The sequence below is a fragment of the Bacillus sp. JJ1532 genome (assembly GCF_036965085.1).
Taxonomy (GTDB): Bacteria; Bacillota; Bacilli; order Bacillales; family Cytobacillaceae; genus Cytobacillus.
Map to the genome: position 1 here is coordinate 33,309 of NZ_JBALOW010000045.1, position 20,488 is coordinate 53,796.

Below are 20,488 nucleotides of genomic sequence, written 5' to 3' on the forward strand. Positions count from 1 at the left end.
CTGTGGCAACGTCTGTGTGACCCACATCCTGTGGGCCGCAACTAACAATCAGTGGGGAGGAAGCAGACTTAAAACGTTCTTCCTGTCGCAACATTTGCACTAGACACATCCTGTGCGTCGGCCCCCCACAGATTGAAGTTTCACTTTATCATTCATACTCGGCTTTCATTTGCACTTCCTCAGCTAATACTTGTAAGTCATCGAAACTGATAACTCTAATTTCATAATGACTCTTTTCCTGCTTCCTTTTCGCTTCTTCAAATAAGTATTTTGGGCTTCCCTCTTTCTCCGTATCATAAAACAAAAGCAGAACATCACTTTTTTCTACAAAAAATTGGTTCTTTATACGGAATTGCCAAGGCTTTTCATAAGGCTTTCTCGAAACAGAATCAATATAATCAGCTTGTGCCAATATCGATTCATACCATTCTTTATTTGCTTCCTTCCATGTATCTTCCTGATTCAAGAAAGGAGTTATTACGGCAAGCTGAAGATCATGGAAGCCTTCAAGCTGAAGGTCGAACACTACCTCTGCAGCCCATAGTTCTGTACCAAGCTGACCGCTAATGATTACCCATTCCAGCCCTTCGTCTAATAGGGATAAGAGCTGGTTTTTTATTGCCAATTTAATAATATGAACAGCTGGATCATCATTTTTAAATATACCGATTTCATAAGGTTTATAGCCAGATATGATTGCAACTTTAGTCATAGCACTAGCCTTTCTATGTATACATGATAATTTCAAATGATACTTGCTCACTCACCGGATATATAAAAACAAGGGCATATCCAAATATGCCCTCGCCTTGATTATTTTCTGAAATATGGTCCTGCACCGTACATTCCCGGTCCCGGAACACCGAAGCCCGGAGCTACTGCCCCTGGACCAGGTGCACCATATCCTGCAGAAGGTACAAATCCAGGTGCTGCTGGTGCAACAAACTGTTGGTTTGTCACCTCATTAACTACTGATTGCGTATGCGGGAAAGAATGCACATGCTGGAAATTATGATGGTTCACAGTAGTTGTATGACTTGGATGGATATGTGGAACGATCGTATTCTGGAAATTATGATTCACACAACATTTAGTTGGTGAAACAAAAGCAGGTAAAATATTTGTTGGTCTTGGTCCGCAAAACATATCAAGATCCCCTTTCTCCATAATTTATTTACATTAACAGCCTATGTAGATGGGGGGAATCTTGTACTAATGAAAAAACCTATTTTCTTTACTTTTTACTTATATTGTGCTACTACCTAAAGAGAAACAAAAGCAACAGGATTTCAGAAATATGTATGACCCTTTTAGAACATACTATAAAAACTCCCTTTTAAGTTGGAGAATAAAACGGCTACAAATATAATAACGAAAAAAAACAGAAATAATATTGCTTTATACATGATATCTGCCTCACTCTATTCCTAAATAATACTGCACAATTACACATTTTACAGCTTTTGCAATAGGCTTACAACTAGGAATTAGTGGGTTTTTCAAACAATTATTAATTATTTGTGAAGATATTAGAGGACTCCTTCTTTCTCATCAGTCGCTGGAGCCTATTAATGAGATCCTCATATTTAACGGAAGCGCTCTCTATCTCATTTGCCTTATAAAAGGAATCAGCCATTTTCGTATATGTAAGAGCTTGTTCGATATTTTTTTGACGATGCTCAAAAATTTTCGCAAGTTCAATACATGCCTCCACCTTTATTTCCATTTCGCTTCCCTCAGCAACGTCTTTCCATAGCTGAATAGCTTCAAGCCATTTCTTTTGTTTCTTATATTCGAATGCAAGTGCATGCTTAGCTTGAAGTGCTTCAATGCCATCTCCTGCTGAAATATTTGAGAATGCCTTCTTGGCTGATGCAGTTTCTCCCAATTGGGAAAACCATCTCCCAACTTCGTATGTCTCCCGTGCAGTCTGTGACTTATCAATCCCAAGAATTTGATAAGATAGGTGAGTATATAAGCTAATAAGGGATAAAATGTCTATTTCATTATGTTTCAATACTCCTAGCATTCCTTCTGGATTTTTTGTTTCCACATAATCAAAATAAATCATCGGTGCTAAAAAACCTGGAAGATCATCCTTTCTTTCGACACCTAATATTTCTTTTTCAACTACAGACAACTTCAAACGTTCTAATTTATGCTTCCACATCCTTCTAGAAGCATGATATAAATCGAAATGGCCAAATGGAGGCAATTTAGGAACTTGATCCCGAATAAGAGTATGTCTCGTTTTCACTTGCGGCCAATCAAATGATTTTCCATTATAGGTTGCCATCATCTTATAATCAACACTGTCTAGAAAGCTTTTGTATAAAGCGACCTCTGCTCCTGGATGGGGCAAAATATGCTGCTTTAGACGAACCTTGTTTCCTTGAAGGCTAGCATGGCCAAGGATAAAGATTGTGTTTCCAGCACCTCCACCGAGTCCAGTTGTTTCTGTGTCAAAGAAAAAAAATTGATCTGCCCGAAACCCAGCAGCTGACAATGGATGATAGATATCTGAAGAATTCCATGCTTCCACAGCCTGATAAAATTGGTCAAACGTATAAATGCCGTGTTTCTCGTTAACTGAATATTCCTTTTCCCTAATTAAGCAAAAATCCTCGTCAAAATAATATGGTGTAACTCCTTCTTTTTCCCAAACCTCTCTATAAGGAAAGTCGGTTAATTCTACTTTTTGAACTCGCTTTTCAGTGCTGCTTTCATGCGATAGATGTGACTTTATTCGATTCAGCTTGTTTTTAATGGACATAGTTATCACCAGTGATTACATTTCTCGATGTGAAGCTTGTTAATATGTTGAGGACATCTGCTTTAGCCGTTTTTGAAGCAGTATCAGTCCCAATGCAGGAAGGACAGCCTTGCTCACAAAGACAATTGCCCACCATTTGTCTTGCCTCATGTAAAACATGTTCAAACCCTTCGTATATCTTTTCACTTAATCCAACCCCACCCGGATAGCGATCATAGAAAAATATCGTTGGCTTCTCATTGTGAGCCGCTTTCACCTGCGGGACAACATGAATATCCTGAGGGTCACACATGACAAAAAGCGGGGCAATATGCCTTAATGCATGAGCTGACCCTATAAGCCCTTGCTCTAATCTCTCTCGCTTGTCTTGTAAGCACTCTTCATTTAATGAGAACCACGCAGAGCTTGTATGAAGCTCTGCCTCTGGAAGACTTATAGGCCCTGAACCAATATTTTCGTGTGTTTCAAATTTTATCTTTTTAAAAATAGTTGCCAAGGCAACAACGCTCACATCACCATAACCAATTTCTCCTGAAGGCAGGCAACGCTGCTTATCCTGTTCGAGAACCTTGAGCTCAACGGCCAAATTAGCATCTGTGAAGTAATCCGCCTCCACTTCTCTAACGAAGGCTTTTTTCTCCTCCCAGTCTAACAGCTCTACTTGGTACTGGGTTCCTTGATGAAGATAAATCGCCTCTTCATGCAGGAGCGTCATAGCAGAAAATTGATCCATTTCACCGATTACCTTCACATTCGCTATGTCAGATTGATCAATAATGACTACATTTTCCTGGGAAGCTGAACGTAAACTAATATTATGGGCAGGAAAAGAATCATTCATCCAATAATATTTTCCCCCATTTTCATAAAGAACCCGTTCTTCCGCTAAATATTCGAGGACTTCTTCCGTTTCAAATGATCCAAAGGATTCTCCTGCATGAAAGGGAAGCTCGAAGGCTGCGCATTTGATATGATCGATTAAAATAATCAAATTATCGGGATGAATTCTCGCTGTTTCAGGACTTCTTTTGAAGAAGTAATCCGGATTTTGAATGACATATTGATCCATTGGGCTGCTGCTCGCAACCATAATCACAAGGGATTCACCATGCCTCCTTCCGGCACGCCCTGCTTGCTGCCATGAGCTCGCAATCGTCCCAGGGAAGCCATTCATAATACACACTTGCAGCTGTCCAATATCTACTCCCAATTCCAAAGCATTCGTGCTGACAACACCGTATATTTCTCCAGAACGGAGTCCTTTTTCAATTTCCCGTCTCTCTGTTGGCAAATAACCGCCTCGGTAGCCGCGAATAGCCTTTGGCCCTAATTTATACTTTACGAGTTCCTGTAAATATGTAAGTAGGATCTCGACCCTTACACGGCTTCTCGCAAAAATAATCGTTTGTATTTTATTTTTCAACAAAATTGAAGCTAGCTTTCTAGCTTCTAATGTAGCGCTTCTTCTAATATTTAAAGGCTTATTAACAATTGGCGGATTATAGAAAACAAAATGCTTTCTCCCGCTTGGTGCCCCGTTATTATCAATTAATTTAACCGGTTTTTCTGTTAACTTCTCCGCAAGTTCCGATGGATTAGCGATAGTTGCCGATGTACAAATGAAAATAGGATCACTTCCATAAAAGCGGCAAATTCTTTGTAATCGCCGGATGACATTAGAGACATGACTTCCGAAAACACCACGGTATATATGAAGTTCATCAATCACAACAAATTTCAGGTTTTCAAAAAGGGAAACCCACTTTGTATGGTGGGGAAGGATAGCCGAATGAAGCATGTCTGGATTTGTAATGACGACATGCCCCGCTTTTCGGACCTTCTGCCGAATATTAGCAGGGGTATCCCCATCATATGTATAGCTATTAATAGCTAATCCTGTTTCATTTATGATTTCATTAATTTCGCTTTTTTGATCTTGGGCAAGGGCTTTAGTTGGAAACATATATAGCGCTCTTGCATGAGGGTCATTAATAATGGTCTGTAAAACAGGGAGATTGTAGCATAGTGTCTTTCCTGAAGCAGTTGGAGTTACTGCAACAAGACTTTGTCCCTTCATAGCGGTTTCATATGCCGATTTCTGATGAGTATAAAGACTTGTTATTCCTCTTCTTTGTAAAGCCTCCTTAAGATTAGGGCTTATATCAGCTGGAAGGTCGTCAATCCTCGCTTCCTTTTCTTCAATTGTGTGCCAATGAACGATGTTTTGCTTGAACTCTTCCAGTTCTTTCATTTCCTTCATTAATTCATGCAAGCTTTTCCGAACTTTCATCTTACTCACCTCATATCTATTATTCTAGCGAATAAGCGTTCGTTTTTAAAGAAAAACTTCCCTGTCATAAAATGTTCAAATTCTTCCAAACCCAAAACGCTTCTTTCTTGTGGCTTTTTTGTTACAATATTGGTAACAATGGTTTTACTTAAGAGGTGATAACATGAATTATTCTGACATTAAAAAGGTACTCTCGCAGTTTACTCTTTTTAAAGAGCTCAGTGATTCAGAAATTGACAAAATTGTTGAGATCTCCATCTCTAGGGAATGGAAAAAAGGCAGTCATGTATTCATGCAGGATGATCCGTTAGAGAATGTATATTTTATTCAAAGCGGACGAATTAAAATTTATAAAAGTGATGTGAATGGCAGAGAACAAATCGTGGCAATCGCTAAAAATGGGGATATGTTTCCACATGTAGGCTTTTTCCGAAAAGGAGGATACCCTGCTTTTTCTGAGGTACTCGAAAGCTCCACATTAGTTGTTGTGCCAATTGACCAATTTGAAAAGGTCCTTATAGAAAATCCTGAGCTATGTATTAAAGTGTTTAAAGTTCTGGGAGAAAAAATTGTTGACCTGCAAGAACGGCTCGAATCGCAAATCCTAAATAATACATATGAGCAAATTATTAAACTGCTCGTTCGCCTAGCCAAAATTCACGGTCAGAAAATGGATAATGGGTTCTATCTCTTAAAGGCAGAGTTCACTAATAAAGATCTCGCCAACATGATCGGCACAACGAGAGAAACTGTCAGCAGGACACTAACTAAGCTTAAAAAGGACCAGCTGATTGAAACAGATTCATCCGGAAATATTATTATTGATCCTGATAGTCTATTAGAAGAAATCTTATAAATAACAATGAAGAACCACTTATTAAAGGTGGTTCTTCTTTGTTAGCTATTAATTATATTGAAGCATTTCTTCCAAGTCTTCTTGAACCGTTCCAATAAGTTTTAGATTGAAAGTGTTTTGTAGTACATCCAAAACGCCTTCTGAAATAAATTCAGGTGCCTTAGGTCCTATACGGATATCCTGAATTCCTAAACTAAATAATCCTAGTAGAATCGCAACGGCCTTCTGTTCAAACCAAGATAATACAATACTTACTGGCAGCTCATTAATTTCACATTCAAAAGCATCTGCCAAAGCTTTCGCAATTTTCACGGTTGATCCCGAGTTATTGCATTGACCTAAATCAATATATCTCGGAATTTCTGTTCCTGGAACAACCCCGTAATCAACATCATTAAAACGGAACTTTCCACAGGATGTTGTTAGAATAACTGCTTCAGGCGGCAATGATGTAGCAAGTTCACGGTAGTATTCTCCGTCCTTCCCTGGGGCATCACAGCCAGCGATGACGAAGAACCGTTTTATTTTTCCTTCTTTAACAGCCACAATAACCTCTGGTGCAAGACCTAGTACGGTTTCATGGTGGAAGCCAGTTAGTAATGTTTCATCTGATTGAATATTTGCCTCTGGCAGCTCCAACGCCCGATTTATTAGCCGGCTATAATCATCATTCACTATTTTCTCTACATTTTCTAGACCTGCGACCTCATAGCTAAACATCCGGTCTGCATATGTACCTTTTATTGGCATGACACAGTTAGTCGTTGCCAAGATGGCGCCAGGGAACTTTTCAAATAATCTGCGCTGGTCATACCAAGCTTTACCGATATTTCCTTTTAAATGGCTATACTTCTTCAATTCAGGATACCCATGAGCAGGCAGCATTTCTGAGTGCGTATAAATATTAATTCCCTTTCCCTCTGTCTGCTTGAGCAGTTCCTCTAATGCGAATAAATTGTGGCCTGTTACGATAATACATTTACCTTCGATTTTGTTTTGCGATACGCGGATTGGCTGTGGAACGCCCAGTCTTGTAGTATGGGCCTCATCAAGCATTTCCATTGCCCTAACGGCTGAGCGCCCTACCTTTAACGCCATCTCAATATGTTCTTGTACATTAAAATTTGAGTTTGTTAATGTCAAATAAAGTGCCTCATGGGTCGTTGCATCAACAAATGGATCCGTGTATCCTAGCTGATTTGCATGTGTACGGTAGGCAGCAATCCCCTTTAAGCCAAAAATAATTGTATCTTGCAAGCTTGCAATGGTTTCATCTTTTCCACAAACACCGATAACTTTACATCCCCCACTCGGAGTTTGTTCACACTGGTAGCAAAACATTCTTTCAATCTCCCACTTTCCCAATAAATTAACATGATCTGAATATCTTCAATTCCAATGATCAAATGTGATTCAAATCACGCTTTTTCATAACATGATCAGAATATCCTCAATTCCAAAGTTAAAGTGTGATTCAAATCACGCTTTTTCAATTGTCAATATTTGTTCAAAAATTACCAATATTTTATTTACCAAGAACAAATACCCAGTTACCTTCATATGATATTGTGGCTATGCCAACATCATTAATTGATAGGGGCTGAAAAAATTGAGCAACGATAACAAAAAGGGAAAAAATGAGTTGGGAGATTTAGTGAAATCGGTGAATCATTTCTTTAATGAAAAACCAGTTAAGGGATTTCTGCAATCAATAGATGAATTCTTCAAGAGCCCATTTCCTTTTCATACTCCATTTCACGTTGATGTCCGAGAAACAATGGAGGAGCATATTATTACGGCAGAGCTGCCTGGTGTTAAACGTGAGCAGATTAAGCTCGATGTCTTTGATAATTACGTAACCATCTCCGTTCAATCTAATGAAATATTCACCGAAGAGGATGAGGACCAGAAGGTTAGAAGAATGCGGCAATCAATGCAAAAATCAAGCAGAACGATACCACTTCCGCAGCCAATTATCGAAAATAAGGTAAAAGCATCATACCAAAATGGACTCTTAAAGATCCGTGTTCCTAAACAAAAAGGAAAGCATATAAAAATCGATGAAATTGAATAAAAAACAAGCAGTCTAATAAACTGCTTGTTAATGCTCGGAAGTATCCAGCCATTTATTAAAATAACCAGTCGGTACACTGAAATAATCTCTTGTGAACCGAATAAATTCCTTCGTATCTACTTCCTTGTATTTAAAATGCTCATAGTAGCTAGAAAGAAATTGCATGCTAACTTCCTTTACATCGGCTCCTTTAAGTCTATACTTATCCTCCACCATCTTTAACATTTCAATGGCAGGCTGACCATAAATAAAGCCTGTATTTTTTACTTTATCTAATGAAACATTTGAATATTGTCTGCCAATTGGAGGATTAGCAGCCTTTATACGCTCCATTCGGTTATAGGGAATGCGAAATGCTTCACTCCTGCTTTGATTTTTGCCAGCATAAAAGTACATAGAGGTTGCAAACTCAGTCATGCCTTCATCAACCCATGCCTGATGATATTGATCGTTCGCCACCACACCATAGAAATACTGATGGGCGATTTCATGGACTACGGCGTTTCTGTAAAAATACGTATCCTCTATGTAAGGATTAATTGTTACTACACCTGAATATTCCATAAATGGGCCGTTATCTAAAATAATATCTAATTGTTTATGGGGATATTTCCCTATATTCTCCTGATAGAAGCTTAATGCATCTCTTGCTAACTCTAAAGTTTCCTTAATATTTTTCTGATGGTCCGTCTTTGTGAACAATCGGATCTTGACTCCGTCATTAGCCTCCGTTTCATGGATATCCATAACTCTAACAATGCCAATGAAGAAATCCCTCACTTTTTTTACTTTGATTTTCCCTTCACTTGCACCTATTCGAGGGTCCTTATCGGATGAAGAAATAAGGGAGTACCCTTCTGGAATTTTATAAGAGACTTCAAAATTAGAAAAGTCTGTATGGAACGTCTCCATTCCTACATCATAATCTTCCTTATTCCATTTTCCATTTTGATAGGTTGCCAACATTGGGTACCAATGTGCCAAATAATAATTTTCCTTTTCTTTTGAAAGACGTACACCTTCATTTGGAATCGTGAATGAATACTCAATTTTAATTTGATATTTTTTCCTTTTCTGCATGGTTGACGGGATGCTAATGTTTAATTGATCTTTTTCCAAGCTATATTTTGCTTGCTCGCCATTTATAATGATTTTCTTCATTTGTACTGTAGAATAGCTTTTAACCGATTGGAAAGAATGCCCTTTTTCAAATGCATTTGGAATGAAATAAAAGGTGAGATCCTCCCAATAATTATCTGATTTATTTTTGATATGAATATTTGCTGTTGTATGAAAGACACCTTTTGAATCCATTTCTACATGCATATCATAGTACGCTTTACTATCATTTTTCACCCCTACATCTGCATCCTTCGTGGCTGTAACATAAACACCTGCCCCGGTAAATAACATGACAAGCAAAACGAAGGCAAGTCCTTCTCCTCGAGGGAGTATACGCTTCCTTTCCTGATTGAATTGCTTGCGAATAGGTAAAATCCGATGTACCTGTCCCGTCCTTATCCATGGTGTTCTTGAGTAGTTTGCCTGAAAGCGATTTTTTAGACCATTTGCTAATAAACTGAAAGATATGGTCGTAAATAAGAGAACCATTAAAGGGATCAACAAAATATGAGTATTCCCGTAAATATTTCCTCTAGCTTGTCCAACTAAACCAGATAGCTCCTTCGTTACCGATAGATAAATGATCGGATCAAATCGAACAGTAGTTCCGCCAATAAAAATATTCATAAGTGACAGCTGGCCCATAATAGTAATGACATAGACAATTTCCAAAATGAACATCACTAAAATCGTTTCCTTCATTTGCGGAAAAATATGCTTCCAAATTAGCCTGTTTTTGCTGGCCCCGAGAATATGTGCAGCCTCAATATATACAGATTTATATAACTCAGCCGTTTTCTGTCTCACGGAAGAAACAATACTAGGGATACTGATTACAGAAGCAATAATAATAAAATATCCTAAGAGAGTGCTTGTACTTAATTGACTATTAAAACTTATCGGCCTCATAAAAAAATATAAAATGAGAAACAAAGGGATATAGCTCCAGGCATTTTCAAAAGCACTCAACAAGCTAGATGTTTTTTTCCACATGCCTGCATATAATCCTATTATTGTCCCTAACACCATCTTAATACATGTAACAGCCAGTGCTACAAATACCGTATAACGAATTCCATATAGGATCATCGTCATCAAGTCATAGCCCCATTTATCTGTACCTAATGGGTAGCTTTCATTTTCAAAAGGTTCTATTGGCGGAGATAGTACCTTTCCATTCCTATATTGCGTTTCGAGCATCTCTGTTAATGAGTGCGGAGCCAGTATTGGACCAAATACACATAGAAAAAGAATGATTGATACGCAGAAAATCCCTACATATAAAGAATAATTGATGTTAAATAATTTATTCATATATAAATCCTCGTTTAAAAAGGTAAAGTACTATTCTAATGGATAAATAGACGACACCCGATATAAAAAGCATCGAGAAAAGGCCAATAGCAATTGGCTGAATCTCATTACTTTGAAAAATAAATTTCGTAATACCAGATACATTCATGATGTACTCGATGATAAATAGATTTCCGACGCTTAAGGAAATGACTTTAATTAATTCAGCTTTAATAAAGGGCTCAACATTTTTATAAACATGATGGAAATTAATATAATTTAAACGCATTCCTTTTGCTACCGCTGTCTTAATATAATCTTCACTGCTCATTTGAAGATACTTCACTGATACAAGCTTAAACATATATAATGTCGGTGCAATACTTACAAGCAAGGTTGGAAACCAAAGATTGAGCGTTCCCGCATCGGCACGTAAAGAAATTATTCTAACTCCTGTGACTTTATAGATATTTACAGCTAAAATCAAAGACAAAATAATAATAATAAAATCAGGTATGGCTGATAAGAGGTTCAAAATGAAATTAAAAAGCTTTGTTAATCGAAAACGGCTTACGAAAATACCAAAAATCAAGCTAATAATAATTGAAACATTTACACCTATAAGCATGATTTTTAAACTAGTAAAAAAGTTATTCCGAATATCCTCCGCAATTTCCCGCTGCTGAGTCCCTAACTGATATGTACCAAGGCTACCATTACTGATTTCACTAATAAAATCACCATAAATTCTAGGCAATTTTTCGAAATGCCATTCCAGCCGATTCTCAAGCGGATTTACTTCTACTATCATTGGTATTGCAGCAAGAGAAAGGATTAAGAGGAATATGATAACAATTTGCTGTAATGAACGTAACATCTGGATCCCCCATTTATTGCAGATTAACGGGCTGTAAGACCCTCACTTCAAAAAGTTGCGTAAAGTAAAAAAATTCTAAGTGGGGATCAACAGCCCGTAAAGGCCCGATTGGTTCAACTAACAATCAGTGAGGGATGAAGGAACTCCCCCACTGATTGAAGTTTCACTTTATATTCATTTCTCTATTTTTTCACCATTTTCTATTTACTGTCAATCCTATTTTTTTTAGCCTATAAAAAACAAGGTATTCGCATGACTATTTTGGCGAATACCTTATTGTAAATTTTTTCATTAAACCTTGATAAACCCGCCTAATCCTTTTACAAGCGATGAAACCTGACTTACGGCATTAACCATCTGGCCGGCCGTATTCATCATTTTATTAATATCGATTGAACCATCCTGTGACTTAAATGAATTCATAAGGGATTGTACACCTGATGACTGTTTAGGCATAAAGGATTGCTTTGGGTAAGGGTTCATATAAGAATTAGAGAAATAGGGATTATAAGAGTTCGATATATTTTCGTTTGTTTCAGGATCTAAAGGATTTTGGAAAATGCTCTGTGAAACATTTCCTTGCCCCATCTGCATCCCATTTTGCTGCATCGGATATCCATTAGTTGGGTACTGGTTATACATTAAATTTTGGCTGCCCATGGCAGGATAGGAATTTTGATACATCATGTCACTTCCATATGGAAAAGGTTGATTGTGTGGACCGTTGTAGAACCCCATATTCCCTGTAGGAGAAGGATAATAAGGGGGCTGCTGTCTCCAATGATATTGGTTTAGTCCGTAATCAAATTTATTCATATAAGTTGGGTGATATTGATTCATATATGTTGGGTGATATTGATTTATATAATGGCTGGCTCCTCTTCGGCCAAACATGGGGACATCCTCCTCTTTCATAAACAATCTATCTCAGCTTGTTTGAGAAATCATTACTATAATTTATGAAAAGAATGCCTATATTGTGATTACACTGGAAACGTTTTCATTTTTTGTCTATTGTTGAAGATTCATGTCGGAAGTCTTAATATTTGAAAAATAAAGAACCATACCTTTTTTATGATAGGATATTGAAAAGAAATAAACGCTATGCAGTAAAATTTCGTTATTCTGCTAGTAAACTAGCTTTCTAGTTTAGCAGAATACGAGAGAAAATTAGAGGAGGGAAATTAGCATGAATGTTCACGAACTAGCAATGAAATTTTTTCAAATGAGGAATTACAGTCCTGAAAGTGTAAACGAATTACTTGATTTTACGAAAAAGTCATATGTTCAAAACGATATTTGTATTAATGTCTATCGTAACCTTGTTCGTGAACTCGAGGCTCAAGGAGCAGAGGTTCCTGAATCCCTTTAAGGCACATTAAGAGAGACAAACTATAGTATCGGCGTACAAGTAGTCAATCTTATCATCGCTGTAGATACTCTAAGCTGCAAATGACATAATTCAAACGGCCCTCCTATTACGTGACAGGAGGGCCCATTTCTTCTTTTACAGTTTGAAGCAGTCGGTCTAGTACATATTGCGAAGAAACAATTAAATTAGTGAACCTCGACTTGCTCGTTTCTGGATAAAAGGCTTGTACAGATATTGCTTCGATATTTTCATATGTAGATTCTACTTGCTGGGCAAATAGGTTTTTCGGTCGATTGGTTGTAATCCATTGGATCGCTTTATTTTTCCATTCATCGTTCGTTAATTTCACTTCATCCGCGAACGGTTTAACTTCTTTATAAAAATCTCCGGGCTTCTGCAGCTCCCTAGCCTTTTCATATCTTTCAGACAAAAAGAACATATAATTTAATAATTGGTTTGTCAGATGGATTAGTTCTACATCTTCATTCATAATAATCAGCTCCAAATTCATAGACAGAAATTGCTGTCAGGAGAATTTTTGCAAAAATAAAAGTAGCTTATAAAAATCAGCTACTAAACATTGACCCAATTTTAGTGTAATTTGTAACCTATTTCAAGCTTTATGCTTGGCTGACGATGAAAATTTTCCTTCACATCGGCCTTGCCGCTCTTAGCCTGATAATAAGCGGCTTCCGTTTCTAACGCTTCCATGCTTTTCGTACAGGCTGATATTTGGTCAGAACAATTTATTTGTAATTCGTTTCTAATGCCGGAAAAGTTTGAATCAAGTACAGTTTCTAATTCCTCAAGCTGATTATAAATTTCAGAAAGCATATTAATTAATTCCTCTTTTGCCTTAACATTTTTCTTCATCTTCTAAGCCCTCCTTGGAATAAGAACACCGGATATTTAAGAATTGTCTAGCTCCAGCGCCTACCCCCTCGAGGTCACAAGCCAATCCTCCCAGAAAGGTAAAACCGCCTTTCCGAGAGGCTTGTCTTGTGCTTGTCGGGGGTGAGCAAGGCGCTTCCGCTTTTCTAATTGTTATGTACTCTATTCGCTCTCCTTAATTCCAATCCTTCAAGGCTGACAAAACTAGAAGCGTTTCGTCAAAGTAAGAAAAAATTTTTATTATTTCTCCCTTTCTTTCGACATTTTCGTCTCGCATGGAAACCCCATTACTGTGCAAACTAATAAGCGGAGGTGCGGTATTTTGAATAAAAAGGAAAAACATACAAGAAATCAACCAAAAAAGCAGGAAGAAACTAGAACCGGCTATGGAAATAAAAAACTTGAAGGACCCAATCGTCCATCAACATAACAAAGTATTTTTTCCATTTCACGGCCAAAAGGTGGAAGACAGCATTCGTGTTGAATTCCATTTTTTGGCTATCTTTTCATTTCCACGATTTCTTTTAAGTTAATAGCCTTCTTTATTTGAGCTTGTTTATTCATATACCATTCTGTCAATTCGATTGGGTGAATATGCTCCACATTTTCCTTTAACCATTTTCTTTTTAATCTTTTATTTTTGGACCAGTCTTCTGCCTTATGTTTTCTTTGCTTTATTAATGGGAATGTACATCGTAAAAATGGAGTCGTTCTTTTAGGCCGATCTTTAAAATAAAATTCATAATCATACCTGGAGCCAGTGTGAACGGTCCGCTTTGCGAATTCGTAAAAGGAAGGATATAACTCCTTTTGAAATAGAATATCGGAAAGGCGCTTACCTAGATCGATTCTTTTAGATAACGATATAAAACCATTTACACTCGCACCAAATAGCTGCCCATCACATGTTGGAAAGATAACGGAGCTATAATGAAACCAATCCTGAAGCAGGAACAGCGGAGTTTGAAAAACTTTCCTTCTATAGGCTGGATGCTTTATAACAGGCTTCTGAATGATATTTTGTTCGTTAATGATTTGTGAAATCATCAGTCTTTTTATACATCTGCGGTCCCAAAAAAGCCGCCATTCCTTAACCATATATGAAGATACATGGAAATATCTTAATAAATGAAACATTGGACGATTCATTTTCGTCGAATATTGATAGAGCAGCAATTGCGGAAATGCATCTTGAAAAATAAGCCAGTTGGCCCGCTCATAAGTTAGGAACAGTTTTTTTCTTAATTGTTTATTTATTATTTTTGAAAACCATTTACCTTCGAGATCACACATATTCCATCCAGCATTTCGGGACACCATGCTTGCAAGGAATGACCAAATAATTTCGGGATTTCGATTATAATAATGAAAATAGGCATCTGTCCGGGAAATATTATCAGCATTGTACTTTTGTGTATGTTTTTTTATTTTTTGAATCAATTCCAATTCTTCCATATTTAGCTGATTTAAATAATTTGCCCTTTCAAAAAACATAATTGATCTGCCTCCAAAAAAAGCATATGGCTTAACATTTGCAAATCTGTACTTTTTATTCAACCACAAATAACGAAGATTTGTTATGATAAGTAGTAGCTTGTGAGGTGAATTAAATGAATTTCCATTATCCGAACGGCAAGAAGTTTCTACCCGTTAAAAAAGAAACGATGCGCACCAAAATAGAAAAAAAATGGTCCTATAGCAACCGTGGTATGACTTTGGAGGAAGATATAAATGAAACGAATGTGTATTATTTAGCGAATGGAATTGCCTCCATTCATAAAAAGCCTACACCTGTGCAAATTGTTCATGTGGATTACCCGAAAAGAAGTGCGGCGGTCATAAAAGAAGCGTATTTCAAACAGGCTTCAACAACAGATTACAACGGTGTTTACAAAGGCAGGTATATTGATTTTGAGGCAAAGGAAACTCAGAATCAAACTTCCTTTCCATTAAAAAATTTCCATGACCATCAAATTTTGCATATGGAAACGATTCTGAAGCAAAAAGGGATCTGCTTTGTTTTATTAAGGTTTTCTGCAACAGAGGACATCTATCTGCTTGAGGCTCATCATCTACTTATGTTTTGGAAAAGGATGAAGGATGGCGGCAGAAAATCGATTACTATAGAGGAAATTGAAACTTTTGGCCACCAAATCCCACTAGGATATAACCCTAGAATTGACTATATTAAAAAAATCGATTATCTTTATAGCCTCGGATAAATATCTCAATCTACCTTCTACTCATCAGAAAGGATGAACATATATGGCAGAAAAATATCAATCGAGAGAGGAGCGCCGTAAACAGCAAGCTTCCAAGCCAAAAAACAAAGGAAAGAAACCGGCACAGAGCCTATTTAAACGTATCTTTCTTACACTAATTGCACTTGGAATTGTTGGAATGCTTGTTGGAGCTGGAACCTTTGCTTTTATGGTAAAGGACGCACCTAAACTTGATGAAAAACAATTAAGGGATCCAATCCCTTCGAAATTATTAGATAAAGACAATAATCTTATTACGGAAATTGGCTCTGAACGCCGAGAATATGTTGAATATGAGGATATTCCTAAATTAGTGGAAGAGGCCTTTCTTGCAACAGAGGATGTGCGGTTCTACAAGCACCATGGAATGGACTTAAAGCGTTTAGCTGGAGCAGTGCTTGCAAACGTTACCCGCGGGTTTGGTTCAGAAGGGGCAAGTACCATTACCCAGCAGGTAGTGAAAAATTCCTTTCTTAATAATAATAAAACAATAAGCAGAAAAGCCCAGGAAGCATGGTTGGCCTTTCAGCTAGAGCGTAAATATACGAAGCAAGAAATATTCGAGATGTATGTAAATAAAATCTGGATGGAAAATCGCAGTCATGGGGTTTTAACAGCTTCCCAAGTTTACTTTGGAAAGAATCTTGATGAGCTAACACTTCCTGAAGCTGCATTGCTTGCGGGCATTCCGCAAAGCCCTGCAAACTATAATCCTTTTAAACATCCAGATCGGGCAGAAAAAAGACGAAATATAGTCCTTTCCTTAATGCATCAGCATGGCTTTATTTCAAAAGAGAAAATGGAAGAAGCAAAGGCAGTTTCTGTAGAATCCTCACTCGTTCCTGAGGAAAATAGAAAGCAGAACGATTCTCCTTATGATTCCTTTGTAGATATCGTCATTGATGAGGTTCAGAAAAAGTATCCTGATCTAGATATTTCTTCCGACGGCTTGACGATTTATACAACATTAGACACGAATGCCCAGGATTATATGGAAAAAATGTTAAATACAAATGAAATTATTAATTTCCCAGACGAGGACTTCCAAGCCGGCATTACTTTGCTTGATACTAAAACGGGGGAAATTCGAGCTATTGGCGGCGGAAGAAATCTTAAAGTAAAGCGCGGGTTTAATTTTGCCCAAGATACGATGAGACATGCCGGATCCACATTTAAGCCAATTATTGATTATGGCCCTGCCATTGAATATTTAAAATGGGGCACCTTCTATACTCTTGACGATAAGCCCTATACTTATTCAAATGGGACGAAAATTAATAACTGGGACCGAAAGCATATGGGCCCTATGTCGATGAGAGAAGCTTTAGCTCGTTCAAGAAATATTCCAGCCCTGCAAACATTACAGGAGGTTGGACTTGATAATGCAAAACAATTTGCAAATAACCTAGGATTTAAAATTAAGGATGTTTTTGAATCGTTTTCGATCGGTGCTTACGAGGTTTCACCGATGCAAATGGCTGGCGCATACAGTGCATTCGGCAATAACGGGATTTATACGGAACCTCATTCCATCACAGCCATTGAAATGCGTGATGGTTCAAAGATCGATGTCACTCCTGATTCAAAGCCAGTTATGAAGGATTACACAGCTTTTATGATTAACGATATGCTTAAAAGTGTATTGAAAGATTCATATGGAACAGGTAAATTAGCTAATATTTCAAACCTTCATGTTGCAGGTAAAACGGGTACAACTAATTACACGGCACAAGAAATAAAGGATTGGGATATTCAAAATGGAGGCATTCCAGATGCATGGTTTGCCGGATATACGACCAACTATACAGCTGCTGTATGGACTGGTTATAAGGAAAAGAAAAACTCTATCGCTCCTAAGGACCAAAAGCTCGCTATGCTTCTTTTCAAAAATTTAATGGCGCATGTTTCTCAAGGAGTCGAAACACCTGACTTCCCTGTTCCAAACAGTGTTGAAAAGATTGCGATAGAAAAAGGCTCAATCCCAGCAAAACTTGCTAGTGAATTTACGCCTAAAGATCAAATCATTTATGAGTATGCGGTTAAAGGAAATGCACCAACAGAGGTATCCGAGAAATTCGATAAGCTTGATTCTCCTTCAAACCTAAATGCATCATATGATGTAAATACGAATGAAATACTCTTAACGTGGGATTATCCAGAAGGGGTAGAGAACGTTCAATTTGAAGTTTCAGCGGCATTAGACGATGGTGCAGACCAGCTACTACAGGTGATAGCTGAAAAAGGAATTAAAGTTGCAAATCCGGTTCCAGGCGGCATATATCAGTTCAAGGTTACAGCAATCCGTGATGATCAAAAGAGTGAACCAGCAGTTCAAACAGTTCAAGTTCCTTTGCCGGAAATGGACGATGGATATGGTGATGGTCAGGACGGCGAGGATGGTATCCCTGATGATGATGGAAACGGAAATGACAATGGGAATGGGCAAGGAAACGGAAATGGTAATGGTAATGGTAATGGTAATGGTAATGGTAATGGTAATGGACAGGGTGATGGCGATGGTGGTGACGGTGATCAAACTGATACCAATCCGATCATCCCTCCAATTGTAAATCCACCTGGCAGTAGTGGACAATAAAGAAAAAAAGCGTCTTAAGCTTATGGCTTAGACGCTTTTTTCATTATCTGTTGTTTGACATATTGTTTATTCATTTCACCTATTAGCTCTGCTAATTGAATATAAGAGTGATATAAGGATGGTTTCTTCATAATAAATTCAAGTCGCTCTGATAAATTGACAGGCTTAATGGCTAATTTATCTAAGTCCAAATTTGAAAGAACAACCGGAAGTCCATTTCCCCAATAAACCAATTCGAGTAAGAGGCTAATCCCTTTTTTCATAGGGGCCAGTACATGAATCATCTCCCGTTTAGCAAAAAGTGTTTCTAATAATTCTTTTACTTTTTGCCATTCCTCAATTAGAACTGGAATGCTTTTTTCTTGAATTTCCCATGGTTTTACTGCTTGTACTCCTGAAAAAAAAGCCGTCTCATAAAGAAATGGCCTGAGGGCATACAAATTTCCCATTTCTTCCACATGGATAGTAATTTCCTCATTCTCAGCAAAGAAAAATGGATGTACTAATTCTATAGGAACGGAAAGGGTCTTGTTATTACTCATTCCCCTTTCTTCCCCTTCATTCTTTTTTTCCCTTCTCTGCATATTTCCAGTAGCGGGCAGCTCTCACATTGAGGATTTTGTGCTTTACAGTGATATCTCCCAAAGAAAATCATCCGATGATGCGTAACAGACCATTCGTCCATTGGCACCTTTTTCATCAATGTTTTCTCTACCTCTAATACGGAATCTTTCCACCTGCAAATAGCTAATCTCTTACTAACTCGTTCAACATGGGTGTCAACAGCGATAGCTGGAACACCATATGCAACGGAGACTACTACATTAGCTGTTTTCCTGCCGACTCCCGGAAGCTTTGTCAGTTCATCCCGATCATGCGGCACTACTCCATTGTAATCATCTAATAGCATTCTGCACAGTTTTTGAATATTTTTAGCCTTGTTTCGATAAAGCCCAATAGATCTAATATCCTCTTGCAGCTCCTCCAAAGGTACATTTAAATAATCCTCGGGAGTTTTATATTTTTGAAATAAATTCTTTGTTACTTTATTGACAAGCACATCCGTGCATTGTGCAGATAAAGCAACTGCAATGACAAGTTCAAATGGGTTGGAGTGGTTAAGTTCACAGTGTGCATCCGGAAACATTTCCCCCATCTCATCAAGGCAAAATCTTATTTGACTATTGTTCAACAACTTCCTCACCACTTTATTTATTCTACAATTATTGCTCTAGCCAATTATAAAAAGGTATGGTTTTTCCAGGTTGTTCAGAAGCTTCGTTAGCCTTAACTCTTTGCTGCTGGTTTTGTCTGAACTTTTTTCCGTAGCTCTTCGCTTGTTCAATTGTTTTTATTCCATTCTTTTTCCATTCGAATAAAATTCTATCGATATAGCGGAAATTTAATTTCCCCGATATAACCGCTTCTCGAAGAGCCGCTTTTATAATATGTGGATCATGGCGGTCATCATCCATCCACAATGCAAGTGTTTCACATTCAAATGGAGATAAAGGCCTTCCAAATTCTTGTTCAAAGCAAGTATATAAATCAGTCTCACTTTGCTGATTTATCTTTGCCGTTTCTTGCTTTTCCTTAAATAGAAAATAATCTATCAGCTTTTCCCATAAAGGTTCAATATTATATTGTTCGTAGCGAATTCCATCAGAAGAGTAGCTATCTTTAATTTCGATATACCCTTTCTGGATTAATTTTCTAAGGATCGATGTACATTCTGAAACGGAGATCGTCATGCTTGAAGACAATTCAACTGGAGTGGGAAATGCATTCCCTCTTTCAATAAAGGAAGTAACATGCAATATAAGCACTAGTTCATGCTCATTTAAATTCATCTCTTTATAATGAGTTAATAAAACCCCAGGTATCGTAATATTTCCTTCCTGGAGCCACTTTAATATACTTGTTTTGGACATTCCTGACACCTCCATATCAGTATATCATGAACAAAGTCTTTGTAGTAAGGAGAATAACAGGTAACTATTCCTTTCTTACTACTCTGAAAAAATTAGAGGAATCGCCAACAGGACGATTCCTCTAATTTTGCTCAAATTATGAAGAGCTGCTG

Annotated in this window: 19 protein-coding genes; 5 read left to right on the forward strand and 14 right to left on the reverse strand. The window is 37.5% G+C overall.

Features of this window, described 5'->3' with window-relative positions:
- Positions 1-148: 148 nt before the first annotated feature.
- From V7122_RS15515 to V7122_RS15530, 4 genes are all read right to left on the reverse strand, one after another.
- On the reverse strand, positions 149-712 hold the full coding sequence (locus V7122_RS15515) for a DUF1273 domain-containing protein (RefSeq protein ID WP_335344792.1): 564 nt from the start codon (positions 710-712) through the stop codon (positions 149-151).
- 101 nt (positions 713-813) lie between these two features.
- Positions 814-1,146 (reverse strand): spore coat protein, encoded by a 333-nt coding sequence (locus tag V7122_RS15520; RefSeq protein WP_335344793.1) that lies wholly within the window; start codon positions 1,144-1,146, stop codon positions 814-816.
- 364 nt (positions 1,147-1,510) lie between these two features.
- Positions 1,511-2,773, reverse strand: coding sequence for a ribonuclease H-like domain-containing protein (locus V7122_RS15525; RefSeq protein WP_335344435.1), 1,263 nt, complete (start codon positions 2,771-2,773; stop codon positions 1,511-1,513).
- Positions 2,763-5,063 carry a DEAD/DEAH box helicase gene (locus tag V7122_RS15530; RefSeq protein WP_335527479.1) on the reverse strand — a complete coding sequence of 767 codons (2,301 nt, stop codon included), beginning with the start codon at positions 5,061-5,063 and terminating at the stop codon, positions 2,763-2,765. The genes V7122_RS15525 and V7122_RS15530 overlap by 11 nt, the downstream gene beginning before the upstream one ends.
- Before the next feature lie 163 nt (positions 5,064-5,226).
- Between V7122_RS15530 and V7122_RS15535 the strand changes: the two genes are divergently transcribed.
- Positions 5,227-5,919, forward strand: a complete 693-nt coding sequence (locus V7122_RS15535) for a Crp/Fnr family transcriptional regulator (RefSeq protein ID WP_335344434.1) — start codon at positions 5,227-5,229, stop codon at positions 5,917-5,919.
- A gap of 48 nt (positions 5,920-5,967) precedes the next feature.
- Here the strand turns inward: V7122_RS15535 and hcp are convergent, their stop codons facing one another.
- Entirely contained in the window at positions 5,968-7,260 is a 1,293-nt protein-coding gene (gene hcp / locus V7122_RS15540; RefSeq protein ID WP_335344433.1) for a hydroxylamine reductase, read from the reverse strand.
- A gap of 268 nt (positions 7,261-7,528) precedes the next feature.
- On the opposite strand from hcp, the gene V7122_RS15545 reads away from it, so the two are divergent.
- Complete coding sequence (locus tag V7122_RS15545) at positions 7,529-7,993, forward strand: Hsp20/alpha crystallin family protein (protein WP_335344432.1); 465 nt, start codon at positions 7,529-7,531, stop codon at positions 7,991-7,993.
- 27 nt (positions 7,994-8,020) lie between these two features.
- On the opposite strand, the gene V7122_RS15550 is transcribed toward V7122_RS15545, so the two are convergent.
- The 3 genes from V7122_RS15550 to V7122_RS15560 all read right to left on the reverse strand — a co-directional run bounded on the left by V7122_RS15550 (position 8,021) and on the right by V7122_RS15560 (position 12,179).
- The gene (locus tag V7122_RS15550; protein ID WP_335527481.1) at positions 8,021-10,429 is read right to left on the reverse strand and encodes an ABC transporter permease subunit; all 2,409 of its coding nucleotides are present in this window, start codon (positions 10,427-10,429) and stop codon (positions 8,021-8,023) included.
- A complete protein-coding gene (locus V7122_RS15555; RefSeq protein ID WP_335527483.1) occupies positions 10,422-11,285 on the reverse strand; it encodes an ABC transporter permease subunit in 864 nt (287 codons plus the stop codon). The genes V7122_RS15550 and V7122_RS15555 overlap by 8 nt, the downstream gene beginning before the upstream one ends.
- A 291-nt stretch (positions 11,286-11,576) precedes the next feature.
- Positions 11,577-12,179: a YppG family protein gene (locus tag V7122_RS15560; RefSeq protein ID WP_335348100.1), complete on the reverse strand. Its 603-nt coding sequence runs from the start codon at positions 12,177-12,179 to the stop codon at positions 11,577-11,579.
- Positions 12,180-12,474: 295 nt separating this feature from the next.
- Between V7122_RS15560 and V7122_RS15565 the strand changes: the two genes are divergently transcribed.
- Entirely contained in the window at positions 12,475-12,657 is a 183-nt protein-coding gene (locus V7122_RS15565; protein ID WP_335348101.1) for a YppF family protein, read from the forward strand.
- 106 nt (positions 12,658-12,763) lie between these two features.
- On the opposite strand, the gene V7122_RS15570 is transcribed toward V7122_RS15565, so the two are convergent.
- The 3 genes from V7122_RS15570 to V7122_RS15580 form a co-directional block, all read right to left on the reverse strand.
- Positions 12,764-13,147 carry a YppE family protein gene (locus V7122_RS15570; RefSeq protein ID WP_335348102.1) on the reverse strand — a complete coding sequence of 128 codons (384 nt, stop codon included), beginning with the start codon at positions 13,145-13,147 and terminating at the stop codon, positions 12,764-12,766.
- 101 nt (positions 13,148-13,248) lie between these two features.
- Positions 13,249-13,530 carry a hypothetical protein gene (locus V7122_RS15575; RefSeq protein ID WP_335348103.1) on the reverse strand — a complete coding sequence of 94 codons (282 nt, stop codon included), beginning with the start codon at positions 13,528-13,530 and terminating at the stop codon, positions 13,249-13,251.
- A 516-nt stretch (positions 13,531-14,046) separates the two neighbouring features.
- Positions 14,047-15,042 (reverse strand): DUF2515 family protein, encoded by a 996-nt coding sequence (locus V7122_RS15580; RefSeq protein ID WP_335527485.1) that lies wholly within the window; start codon positions 15,040-15,042, stop codon positions 14,047-14,049.
- A 116-nt stretch (positions 15,043-15,158) separates the two neighbouring features.
- Here V7122_RS15580 and recU point away from each other — a divergent pair, with 116 nt between their 5' ends.
- Both recU and V7122_RS15590 read left to right on the forward strand, forming a co-directional pair.
- Complete coding sequence (gene recU / locus V7122_RS15585; RefSeq protein ID WP_335527486.1) at positions 15,159-15,770, forward strand: Holliday junction resolvase RecU; 612 nt, start codon at positions 15,159-15,161, stop codon at positions 15,768-15,770.
- Between the two features lie 43 nt (positions 15,771-15,813).
- Positions 15,814-18,405 carry a PBP1A family penicillin-binding protein gene (locus tag V7122_RS15590; RefSeq protein ID WP_335527489.1) on the forward strand — a complete coding sequence of 864 codons (2,592 nt, stop codon included), beginning with the start codon at positions 15,814-15,816 and terminating at the stop codon, positions 18,403-18,405.
- 20 nt (positions 18,406-18,425) lie between these two features.
- Here V7122_RS15590 and V7122_RS15595 read toward each other — a convergent pair whose 3' ends face one another.
- From V7122_RS15595 to V7122_RS15605, 3 genes are read right to left on the reverse strand one after another with little or no spacing between them, the layout of a single operon-like run.
- A complete protein-coding gene (locus V7122_RS15595; RefSeq protein WP_335527490.1) occupies positions 18,426-18,947 on the reverse strand; it encodes a YpoC family protein in 522 nt (173 codons plus the stop codon).
- Positions 18,944-19,600 (reverse strand): endonuclease III, encoded by a 657-nt coding sequence (gene nth / locus V7122_RS15600; protein WP_335527492.1) that lies wholly within the window; start codon positions 19,598-19,600, stop codon positions 18,944-18,946. Before nth ends, V7122_RS15595 begins: the two co-directional genes overlap by 4 nt.
- A gap of 28 nt (positions 19,601-19,628) precedes the next feature.
- Positions 19,629-20,336, reverse strand: a complete 708-nt coding sequence (locus V7122_RS15605; protein ID WP_335348108.1) for a DnaD domain-containing protein — start codon at positions 20,334-20,336, stop codon at positions 19,629-19,631.
- Between the last annotated feature and the right edge of the window lie 152 nt (positions 20,337-20,488).

Coding starts and splice junctions, on each gene's coding strand:
- V7122_RS15560 (WP_335348100.1), bottom strand. CDS start 12,179: ATGTTTGGCCGAAGAGGAGCCAGCCATTATATAAATCAATATCACCCA.
- V7122_RS15555 (WP_335527483.1), bottom strand. CDS start 11,285: ATGTTACGTTCATTACAGCAAATTGTTATCATATTCCTCTTAATCCTT.
- V7122_RS15535 (WP_335344434.1), top strand. CDS start 5,227: ATGAATTATTCTGACATTAAAAAGGTACTCTCGCAGTTTACTCTTTTT.
- V7122_RS15550 (WP_335527481.1), bottom strand. CDS start 10,429: ATGAATAAATTATTTAACATCAATTATTCTTTATATGTAGGGATTTTC.
- V7122_RS15595 (WP_335527490.1), bottom strand. CDS start 18,947: ATGAGTAATAACAAGACCCTTTCCGTTCCTATAGAATTAGTACATCCA.
- V7122_RS15530 (WP_335527479.1), bottom strand. CDS start 5,063: ATGAAAGTTCGGAAAAGCTTGCATGAATTAATGAAGGAAATGAAAGAA.
- V7122_RS15580 (WP_335527485.1), bottom strand. CDS start 15,042: ATGTTTTTTGAAAGGGCAAATTATTTAAATCAGCTAAATATGGAAGAA.
- V7122_RS15590 (WP_335527489.1), top strand. CDS start 15,814: ATGGCAGAAAAATATCAATCGAGAGAGGAGCGCCGTAAACAGCAAGCT.
- V7122_RS15565 (WP_335348101.1), top strand. CDS start 12,475: ATGAATGTTCACGAACTAGCAATGAAATTTTTTCAAATGAGGAATTAC.
- hcp (WP_335344433.1), bottom strand. CDS start 7,260: ATGTTTTGCTACCAGTGTGAACAAACTCCGAGTGGGGGATGTAAAGTT.
- V7122_RS15515 (WP_335344792.1), bottom strand. CDS start 712: ATGACTAAAGTTGCAATCATATCTGGCTATAAACCTTATGAAATCGGT.
- V7122_RS15520 (WP_335344793.1), bottom strand. CDS start 1,146: ATGTTTTGCGGACCAAGACCAACAAATATTTTACCTGCTTTTGTTTCA.
- V7122_RS15575 (WP_335348103.1), bottom strand. CDS start 13,530: ATGAAGAAAAATGTTAAGGCAAAAGAGGAATTAATTAATATGCTTTCT.
- V7122_RS15525 (WP_335344435.1), bottom strand. CDS start 2,773: ATGTCCATTAAAAACAAGCTGAATCGAATAAAGTCACATCTATCGCAT.
- recU (WP_335527486.1), top strand. CDS start 15,159: ATGAATTTCCATTATCCGAACGGCAAGAAGTTTCTACCCGTTAAAAAA.
- V7122_RS15570 (WP_335348102.1), bottom strand. CDS start 13,147: ATGAATGAAGATGTAGAACTAATCCATCTGACAAACCAATTATTAAAT.
- V7122_RS15605 (WP_335348108.1), bottom strand. CDS start 20,336: ATGTCCAAAACAAGTATATTAAAGTGGCTCCAGGAAGGAAATATTACG.